The following is a 6435-nucleotide window of genomic DNA, read 5'->3' as shown; positions in this document are numbered from 1 at the left end:
GCCTTCGACCAGGTGGCGTCGATGCCGCCGCTGCCCATGTTCTGGAAGGCGATGCGCATCACGCCCAGCACGCCGCCCTCGAGAATGTCGAGTTCGCCGTCCATGTAGGCTTCAGGCACCGCCAGCATCGGATCGAAGGTGATGGCGCGCTCGGCATGCGCGGTCTTGATGTGCATGTGCACCGGTTCGCCGCTGCCGTCGCCGAAAACCACCGCCGTGCCCTTGGGGCCGGTTACCCTAAGATTGCCGGTGCGCACCAAGCGGTCGAGAACGCGCTTCAACAGAATATTCATGACCAAATGTCCCCTCTCGGCCAGACAGGCTGCCTTGGCGCGTGACCGCGAAAATCGGGATCGATTTCGCCGGAGATCTTGCGCCGAACCAAAGTTGCACAGCGTGCTTTGCGCGGCCAAAGGACGCGCGACGCCATAGTCTGCAACAATATATAGGGGTTCGAAAAGTTCCATTTGGCACAAAAATGCCCGGGCGCGAGGCCCGGGCATTGGTCCAGCATGGCTGGATGACGGCAAAGTGATCGGAGCTTGGCGTCAAGTCGTGATCAGCCCCATGGCTCCAATCGCTTGCGACGTGTGATCAGGCGTTGTCTTCGTCGCCCTCGAACTCGGTGTTCGGATCGAAGAAGTTCTCCGGCCGGGCGTTGTCGTTGATGTCGTCGCCATAGATGGCTTCGGCGGTGGTCAGCGTCTCGCCCTTGGCCTGGCGCTCGGCTTCGTCGGCCGTGCGGGCGATGTTGAGCGTGACGGTGACCTCGACTTCCGGATGCAGCGCGATCGCCACATTGGTGACGCCGATGGTCTTGATCGGCTGGTTGAGCAGGATCTGGTTGCGGTTGATCGAAAAACCTTCCGCCGTCAGCAGATCGGCGATGTCGCGGGTCGAAACGGAACCGTAAAGCTGACCGGTTTCGCCGGCGGAGCGAACGGCGATGAAGCTCTTGCCGTCGAGCTTTTCAGCGACCTGGGCCGCTTCCGACTTGCGCTCGAGGTTGCGGGCTTCAAGCTGGGCGCGCTGGCCTTCGAACTTCTTCTTGTTGGCTTCGTTGGCGCGCAGCGCCTTGCCCTGCGGCAGCAGGAAGTTACGGGCGAAGCCGTCCTTGACCTTGACGGTATCGCCCATCTGGCCGAGGCGGGAAACGCGTTCGAGAAGAATGACGTCCATGGATTTGTTCCTTTGGTTGGACGCCAATCGATCGATGAGATCGGCGCCGAATGTCTTGGGAACAGGTCAGGAAGCTTGAGCGCCTTTGGCGCTGGTGTCGCTGTCCTGCCTGTGCGGCAGTTAGAGGTTTTGACCTCAACCCGGGATTTGATGTTCAACCCTGCGGCGCCCGTCGCCGTGGGAGAAGAGCGGGCGGCGAACCGCCCGCATTTGAGATATTAGCGAACCACGTAGGGCAGCAGGCCGAGGAAGCGGGCGCGCTTGATCGCCTTGGCGAGTTCGCGCTGCTTCTTCTGGCTGACGGCGGTGATGCGCGACGGCACGATCTTGCCACGCTCGGAAATGTAGCGCTGCAGCAGACGCACGTCCTTGTAGTCGATCTTGGGCGCGTTGGCGCCGGAGAACGGGCAGGTCTTGCGGCGGCGATGGAACGGGCGCCGGGTCGGGATCTGATTGATGTCGACCATTATTCTGCACCCCCTTCAAAGCCTTCGCGCGGACGGCGCGGACCACGATCGGCACCGGCGTCGCCGAACGAGCGCGGCGGACGATCGCCACGGTCGCCGCGATCACGATCGCCGAACGAACGCGGACCACGATCGCCACGGTCACGGTCGCCGAAGCCGCCGCGTTCCGAGCGCTCTTCGCGCTTCTGCATCATGGCCGACGGGCCTTCCTCATGCGCCTCGACCTTGATGGTCAGGAAACGCAGCACGTCTTCGGACAGGCCCATCTGGCGCTCCATCTCGTTGAGCGCGGCCGCCGGGCAATTCAGGTCCATCAGCGTGTAGTAGGCCTTCCGGTTCTTGTTGACCCGGTAGGTGAGGGACTTCAGTCCCCAGTTCTCGACCCGGCCGACGGACCCGCCATTTGCGGAGATGACACCCTTGTACTGTTCGACAAGCGCATCGACCTGCTGCTGCGAGAGGTCCTGCCGGGCAAGAAACACATGTTCGTAAAGAGCCATTATGTCTTATGCCTTTCTTCGTTTCTCTCCCGGTTCCCGGCGGCAAAAGCCTCTGCAACTTCTCTGACCCGCAAACCCTCGAAGGGGCAGGGGGAAGAAAGGAGCATGACGAGACGGTCGAGAGCGGAGACACGGGAGGCGGAAGCACTTCCGGCTTCACACGAAGGTTCTGAAAACCTCCGGCCCTCCGTTCAGCCCCCAGCAAGGACCGGCAGATTGCGGGCGTCTATACAGCAATCCGGCCGCAAAGCAAGGGCAAGCGGCATTCCCGTGTGTCGCAGGCGACGATCGGGAAGCAGCAACGGCCGGAGTCGTGGTTTCCGGCAACCACGTCTTAACCACACCAGCAGGTTGTGTGGAGTTGAAGCCTGGCCGTCAACGGTCGATTCATCATGGAAGGCGCAAAAGCCCGGACAACCGCGCAAAAGCGGCAAGCATTTCCGGGGGTAAGGATGCTTCTCAACAAATTCTGGCGCTCGAAGAGCGGCAATTTCACGCTTGTGCTGGGACTGGGTTTGCCGGTCATCCTGACGGCAGTCGCTTTCGCAACCGATGTCTCGACCCTTATGCGGGCCAAGAGCAATTTGCAGAACGCTCTCGATTCGGCAAACCTTGCTTCTTCGCACCTTGGCGATCTCGACATCACCCGCAATGACGCTTTCAACCGCTATTTCCAGGCCAACATCGTCGGTCATGGCGAGCTCGACAATGCGCAGGCGACGTTGACTGTCGACAAGGGCGTCAACTTCGTCAAGACCAAGGCGGTTGCCTCGGCGGACGTCCATCTCAACTTCGCCTTCCTGTTCGGCGACAGCAAGCACATCGTGGTCGATGCCTCGGCGGTCGAATCGAACAACCAGCTCGAAGTCGTGCTGGTGCTGGACAACACCGGCTCGATGGCCGGCGCGCGGATGACGGCGCTGAGGACGGCGACAAAATCGTTGCTCGACACGCTCGAAGCGGCGAAATCGCCAACGCGCAAGATCCGCGCCTCGCTGGTTCCTTTCGTGACGGCCGTCAACGTCAATGGCGACGGCTTCGACCCGTCCTGGATCGACATGGACGGCAAGTCCTCAACCAACGGCGTCAATTTTCCCGTCATCGACGGCAAGCGGCCGAACCACATGGCGCTTTTCAAACAGCTCAAGAAGACCGGATGGGCCGATGCCGGATGGAATGGCACCGGATGGAAAGGTTGCGTCGAGGCGCGGCCAGGCGCTTACAATATCTCCGACACGCCACCCGACCCGGCCAAGCCCGACACGCTGTTCGTGCCCTACTTTGCGCCGGATGATCCCGAAGACGCCCAGAAGCCGTCTGGCTCCTATGGCAATTCGGATAAATACTACAACAACTCCTATCTCAACGATGTCAGCGACAAAACCAGGCTTGCCCAGTCGGGCATCAACATTCTGGGCATCGATCTCAGCAACCTGCTCGGCAATCTCATTGAACTTCTGTCGCCCGATGACAGGGATGCCAGGGAAAAGATCGCCAAATATGTTGCGCCCGCCAAGGAACTCATCACCGAGATCGGCTCTCCCATCACTGTCGGCCCGAACCGTGCGTGTCCGACCCCGGTGGTCCCCCTGACCGACGATTTCGACAAGCTGCGCAAGGCGGCCAGTCAGATGACCGAGTGGAATGGCTCGGGTACCAATGTCTCCGAGGGCCTGTCGTGGGGTATGCGCGTGCTGTCGCCTGCCGCGCCCTACACCGACGGAGCGCCGTGGAAGACGCCTGGGATCAGTAAGATAGTGCTGTTGCTCACCGACGGCGAGAACGTCGTCTATGGCGCCAGCGAACAAGAATCGACAAAGTCGGATTACACATCCTATGGCTATCTGGCTGGCGGCCGCTTCGGATCGGACAACCAGACGACCGCTGCGCGCAATGTCGACGGCTGGACCAAAAACGTTTGCACGCAATTGAAGAACGAGGGCGTGCAGATCTACACCATGGTGCTGCAATCCGACACCGCAGCCAACCGTGCGCTTTACAGCGCCTGCGCCTCGGATCCGAGCAACTATTATGCCGTCAACGATCCGACCAAACTGCCGAACGTGTTCCTTCAGATCGCCAACAATTTCACGAAGCTGCAATTGACCAACTGAACACGCGAACCGAGACGGACCAGCAGGCTCCGAGGGAATCGCTGGCCTCAACTCGTATGCGCGGCGACAATCTTGTCGACCGTTTCGGGGAAGAAGTCGGGCGCCGCGTGGCGTTTGCCGAACATCATATCGTACTGCAGCAGGCGGAAATCGCGGATCGCCGGATCGATCTCCTTCTGCCGCGCCCAATCGGGCGTGGCCTCGCCAGCCGGCGTCAGCAGCAAATTGCGGTCGACGACACGGTAGTGTTCGCTCATCTCGCCCAGGAAGCCGGTGTAGTAGGGATGGCTGATGCCGGCCGTCTTCAGGATATGATAGGGCAGGAAGGCCGGGCTGACGGCGCCCATGTGCTCAGCTGGCCCGGTGCGGTTCGACCAGATGACCAGCGGCGTCTCATGATGCTCGAGGGCAGCCTCGGGCGACGCTTCCTTGCGCGGCGCGACATTGTCCTTCAGGAAGCCGGTTTCGACATAGACCGGCCCGAGCGGCGGCAGATGGTCGCCGAAGAAGGCGATCACGGTTGGGCGGGAGCGTGTCTTTGCCCATTCGACGAGGCGTTCGAGACCGCGATCGGCATCGGCTGAGCCTTCGGCGTAGCTGAGCAGCGATTCGCGCGCCCACTGGCTGATCGGCGCCTGCACCCTGTGCGTGGGACTGTAATAGCGGTTCGGTTCGTAGGGACCGTGGTTTTGCAGGCTGACCGCAAAGAAGAACACCGGCTCTTCGCTGGCGTCGGCCTCGCTGATGATCTCGTCGGTCATCGCGGCATCCGATGCCAGTGGCCCGCGCTTTTGCATTGGCGGCAGCGTCTCTTCCGACTTGAAATCGTTGAAGCCGAAATCGGCGTAGACCGCGCCACGGTTCCAGAACCAGTTGGTGCCCGGATGGATGGCGCGCGCCCGATAACCCTGGCTCTTGAGGAAGGTTGCCAGCGACGGCGTCGGCGTGCGCACATATTGCTGGTAGGGGATGCTGCCGGCCGGCAGGAACGCGTTGGAGAAGCCGGTCAGCGCCTCGAACTCGATATTGGCGGTCATGCCGCCGAACTCCGGCGAGAACATCGAGCCGGAGCGCAGCGCCCGCACATTGGGGATCGGATCGGGCGTGATGGTGACGCCGGGCAGCTTGGTCGGGTCCCAGAAGGACTCGCTCATGACGATGATGATGTCAGGCTTCTCGGCCGGCACCGAGGCGGTCACATCGGGCCTGGCGATCGCCGCGATCGCCTTGTCGGAATAGCCCGGCGGCGCAGAGACATGCGCCATCGGCACATTGAGCGCAAAGGCCAGCGCAAAACCGTTGGAGGCATAGTTTTCCTTCTGGTCCCACATGATCGGGATGATCTGCAACCGGTCCCTGGTCCAGGAGAAGGTGGCATAGTCCATGATCGAAACGAAGAAGGCGAGCAGCGGCACTGCCAGCGTCAGCCGCGCAAGGCGTCCCTTGCGGCTGAGTGCGGGAACCTTGCGGCGCCACATCCGCCAGCCATAGACGAGCAGCGACAGGCCGGCGACGATGCCGACGACCATGGCGAGCGCGGTCATCGGCCGGTCGCGCACCAAAAGCGGCAACAGCGCGAAGATCTGGCGGGCATAGAGGAAATCGGTCGGATAGAGCGGATCGCCGAGATAATGCGACTTCTGGTGGCCGACGAAGGCAAGCGATAGCGTCAGCGGCGCGACGATCATCAGGCTCTGATGGCTGCGGCCCAGCACCGCATCGAGGCCGATCAGGATCAGCGCGAACACGACGATGGTGGTCCAGCCCGGCTTGAGCGGCTGCAGGAAGAAGGAGACCGTGCCGGCAAAGTCGCCGCGCACGATCAGTTCGATGGCAAACACCAGGACGGCGGCGATCGCCAGGCTGATCAGCCCATAGCGCACGACCGGCCATCTCCTGCCCGGCAGATAGCCGGTGGAGGGGTCGTCTTCCAGGAACTGTGGCGCGGCCTTGCCGGCGCGTTTGTAACTCTTTGCCACTTTAACTTCCCCACCCAGCGACAAGCACGTCACTCGATTGTCATGGAATTGTCACGCAAAGCTAGCGCCTGTGGCCAAAATAAGAAGAGCCAGCAAACGAATCGTGAGCGGTTTTCATCAGGAGTGATCGCCAAAAAGCCTTTCGGAACAGGCACTCGGCGGATGAAGCTGCCGTCGAGCAGGGTCGAACCGGGCT

At 61.6% G+C, this 6435-nt stretch carries 5 protein-coding genes and 1 pseudogene; 1 reads left to right on the top strand and 5 read right to left on the bottom strand.

All coding sequences use genetic code 11. From position 1 onward, the window contains the following. The 4 genes and pseudogenes from EN914_RS19660 to rpsF form a co-directional block, all read right to left on the bottom strand. Positions 1 to 293, bottom strand: a pseudogene (locus EN914_RS19660) (SAM-dependent methyltransferase); the annotation flags it as partial. Between the two features lie 301 nt (positions 294 to 594). Beyond that, the gene (gene rplI, locus EN914_RS19655) at positions 595 to 1179 is read right to left on the bottom strand and encodes a 50S ribosomal protein L9 (protein ID WP_013532521.1); all 585 of its coding nucleotides are present in this window, start codon (positions 1177 to 1179) and stop codon (positions 595 to 597) included. A 218-nt stretch (positions 1180 to 1397) separates the two neighbouring features. Then, the gene (gene rpsR, locus EN914_RS19650; RefSeq protein ID WP_006203718.1) at positions 1398 to 1646 is read right to left on the bottom strand and encodes a 30S ribosomal protein S18; all 249 of its coding nucleotides are present in this window, start codon (positions 1644 to 1646) and stop codon (positions 1398 to 1400) included. After that, positions 1646 to 2146, bottom strand: coding sequence for a 30S ribosomal protein S6 (gene rpsF, locus EN914_RS19645; protein WP_013532520.1), 501 nt, complete (start codon positions 2144 to 2146; stop codon positions 1646 to 1648). Before rpsF ends, rpsR begins: the two co-directional genes overlap by 1 nt. A gap of 452 nt (positions 2147 to 2598) precedes the next feature. On the opposite strand from rpsF, the gene EN914_RS19640 reads away from it, so the two are divergent. Continuing rightward, positions 2599 to 4260, top strand: coding sequence for a pilus assembly protein (locus EN914_RS19640; RefSeq protein WP_024504320.1), 1662 nt, complete (start codon positions 2599 to 2601; stop codon positions 4258 to 4260). A gap of 47 nt (positions 4261 to 4307) precedes the next feature. Here the strand turns inward: EN914_RS19640 and EN914_RS19635 are convergent, their stop codons facing one another. Beyond that, on the bottom strand, positions 4308 to 6263 hold the full coding sequence (locus EN914_RS19635) for an LTA synthase family protein (RefSeq protein ID WP_013532518.1): 1956 nt from the start codon (positions 6261 to 6263) through the stop codon (positions 4308 to 4310). Positions 6264 to 6435 lie beyond the last annotated feature (172 nt).

The organism is Mesorhizobium sp. M7A.F.Ca.CA.001.08.2.1 (genome assembly GCF_003998455.1).
Taxonomy (GTDB): Bacteria; Pseudomonadota; Alphaproteobacteria; order Rhizobiales; family Rhizobiaceae; genus Mesorhizobium; species Mesorhizobium ciceri.
Note: the sequence above shows the minus strand (reverse complement) of the source record. Positions and strands in the feature narration are given on the sequence as shown.